Below are 3,429 nucleotides of genomic sequence, written 5' to 3' on the forward strand. Positions count from 1 at the left end.
CAACCGCTCCAACCCCAGAAACTGAGCCGCCCAGCGGCCTACAGGCCATTTTGAGCGGCTTGCAGGGCACCGCCACCGCCGCTGTAGAGGCCACCCCAGATTTATTTGATCAACCCGACGCTTTTTTTGACGCGCTAGCCACCGACACCTGGCGCTACAAGCCGAATATTCTCCGCACCGCTGTAGTCGAGGAAACGCCCCCCAGCCAGGTATTTATTACCCTGCTGGCCAACAGCCGCGAGAGCGGCTTTCGCAGCACCCAGCAGGCCGACTACGGCGGCGGGCTCGTCTACGAGGTGGTGCGCCACGATCAGCGCTGGTTCTTTAACCTGGTGCCTACCCGCCAGGGCGGCACGGCGATCGTCGTCTGGGCGCAAGTCCCTGGCTAGGGTAGCCAGCAGGGACGGGAGCGATTTCCCTGGTTTGCGTACCTCAATCTAGCCAGGTTGCTCTTACTGAAGAATTAAGCCACTACCCTGTAGATGACGGGCCAAAAACAACTGATCTGTTGTTTTAGATAATAACCCAGTCAACTACTCGCCCTGATCTAAATCTGTAATAAAAATAAAAAAATCTTAGCTGCGATCGCCAGCAGCAATGTCAAAAAATATTCTATTCAGAAGCCTTTTGGTAGAGCTATAATTTGAGAGTAAACCGGGCTGAAAGAGGCCATTTCAAAGGAAAAGCTGGACACAAAAACAACGGTGAAGTTGTTAAAAGTCGGGTATCTTTTTACCCTGTTCTGTCTTTAAAAAAGATTCTTTTGATACTTTTTTTATAAATTTTTGTTAGTCATGAACGATCAGGTTTTTTAGAGTTAAATGACTCTCCTGTAGGCTATTTGAAAAGGCGCTGATTGATATTTCGCAAGCTTCAATGTTTACCCGCTGCAGCCACAACTACGAGGATTCACTATGATTGCCAATCACTTACCTACCCTAGCCCAGGGCGATCTAGATAACTTGCTGGGTGCCCTGGCCGACTTCCAGCCCGGCCCCTGGCAACAATCCATCGATCTGCGCGACTTCATTCAGCGCAACTACTCCCCCTACATCGGGGATAGCACTTTTCTCGCCGCCGCCACCCCACGCACTCAAACCCTCTGGGGTCAGGTAAAAGATCTGATGGCCCTAGAGCGCGAAAAGGGCGTGCTCGATGCCGACACCGCCGTGCCCTCGGGCATTACCAGCCATGCACCGGGCTACATCGACGTCAAGCTTGAGCAAATTGTCGGTCTGCAAACCGATTGCCCCCTCAAGCGCGCCATCATGCCCTTTGGCGGCATTCGTGTGGTTGAGGCAGGGCTCAACGCCTACGGCTACGAGCTTGATTCGAGCACCAAGGAAACCTTTACCCGCTACCGCAAAACCCACAACGACGGCGTGTTTGACGCCTACACCGCCGAAATGCGCCGCTGCCGCAAGTCGGGCATCATCACCGGGCTGCCCGATGCCTACGGGCGAGGTCGCATCATCGGCGACTATCGGCGGGTGGCGCTGTACGGCTGCGATCGCCTCATCGCCGACAAACAAGCCCAAAAGACCAGCCTGGAACTGGACACCCTGGACGAGGCCACCCTGCGCCTGCGCGAAGAGATCTCTGAGCAGATCAAAGCCCTCAACGAGCTGAAGGAACTGGGCACTGCCTACGGCTGCGACCTGGCTCGCCCCGCCGTTACCGCCAAAGAAGCGGTGCAGTGGCTCTACTTTGGCTACCTGGCGGCGGTCAAAGAGCAAAATGGCGCGGCCATGTCCCTAGGCCGCGTCTCCACCTTTCTCGACATCTACTTCGAGCGCGACCTGCAGGCTGGGGTGCTCACCGAAGCCGAAGCCCAGGAGATCATCGACCACTTTGTGATGAAGCTGCGCCTGGTGCGGTTTTTGCGCACCCCCGACTACAACGCTCTGTTCAGCGGCGACCCCACCTGGGTGACTGAGTGCATTGGCGGCATGGGCGTAGACGGTAGGCCCATGGTGACCAAAACCAGCTTTAGAATGCTGCACACCCTGGTCAACCTCGGCCCCGCCCCCGAGCCCAACCTCACAGTGCTATGGTCTGAGCAACTGCCCGAGGCCTTCAAGCGCTACTGCGCTGAGGTCTCCATTCAAACCAGCTCCATTCAGTACGAAAACGACGACCTGATGCGGTCCTACTGGGGCGACGACTACGGCATCGCCTGCTGCGTCTCGGCTATGCGCATTGGTAAGCAGATGCAGTTCTTTGGGGCGCGGGTGAATATGGCTAAGTGCCTGCTCTACGCCATCAACGGCGGTGTGGACGAGCACTCTGGGGTGCAGGTGGCCCCGGCCTACGCCCCGATTACCGGCGACGTGCTCGACTACGCCGAGGTGTGGCCCCGCCTGGTGCAGATGATGGCCTGGCTGGCGAAGACCTACGCCAACACCATGAACGTGATCCACTACATGCACGACAAGTACTGCTACGAACGGCTGGAGATGGCCCTGCACGATCGCGACGTACTGCGCACGATGGCCTACGGTATGGCGGGCCTGTCGGTGGTGGCCGACAGCCTATCTGCGATCAAACACGCCCGAGTGCGGGTGGTGCGCGATGACCGGGGCCTAGCCGTAGACTACGTGGTCGATGGCGACTTTCCTAAGTACGGCAACAATGACGATCGCGCCGATGAGCTGGCGGTGCAGCTGGTGCAGACCTTCATGGCCGAGCTACGCAAGCACCCTACCTATCGCGATGCCGTGCCCACCCAGTCGATCCTCACCATCACCTCCAACGTGGTCTACGGCAAAAAGACCGGCCACACCCCCGACGGTCGCCGCGACGGCGAGCCCTTTGCCCCTGGGGCCAACCCCATGCACGGGCGCGACAGCCATGGGGCCGTGGCCTCTCTGGCCTCGGTGGCCAAACTGCCCTACGCCGATGCTCAGGATGGCATCTCGAACACGTTTTCGATTGTGCCAGGGGCGCTGGGGAGGACGGAAGGCGATCGCATCGACAACCTCGCCGCCCTGCTCGACGGCTACGTGCGCGACGGCGGCTTCCACCTCAACGTCAATGTCTTCAACCGCGAAACCCTGCTCGATGCCATGGATCACCCCGAGCTGTACCCGCAGCTCACCATCCGGGTCTCGGGCTACGCGGTGAACTTCATCAAGCTCACCCGAGAACAACAGCTAGACGTGATCAACCGCACCTTCCACGAACGCTGCTAACCCCCCTTAGCCCCTCTCAGCCCACCGCCGAGAGGGGCTTACTACTGGTGGCCCATAGCCCGTAGGGTGGGCACTGCCCACCATCCCTCTTGGCTCCCACCCTCAACTCTTCTGATGGCTAATTCCCCCTACCCGCTTCTGCAACCGACCCTCTTCTTAAACAACCAAAGCAAGGGTAATCGGTTTTAGCCATGATCAAAGGTGGGCAGTGCCCACCCTACACATCGCTCTTTACTAC

2 protein-coding genes are annotated in these 3,429 nt (G+C 58.3%); both read left to right on the plus strand.

All coding sequences use genetic code 11. The features are described from left to right. A partial coding sequence (locus IQ273_RS31800) for a hypothetical protein (RefSeq protein ID WP_194027087.1) occupies positions 1-389 on the plus strand: 389 nt, incomplete at its 5' end. A gap of 525 nt (positions 390-914) precedes the next feature. After that, positions 915-3,191 (plus strand): formate C-acetyltransferase, encoded by a 2,277-nt coding sequence (gene pflB, locus IQ273_RS31805; protein WP_228054273.1) that lies wholly within the window; start codon positions 915-917, stop codon positions 3,189-3,191. The last annotated feature ends 238 nt before the right edge of the window (positions 3,192-3,429 follow it).

The organism is Nodosilinea sp. LEGE 07298 (assembly GCF_015207265.1).
Classification (GTDB): domain Bacteria; phylum Cyanobacteriota; class Cyanobacteriia; order Phormidesmidales; family Phormidesmidaceae; genus Nodosilinea.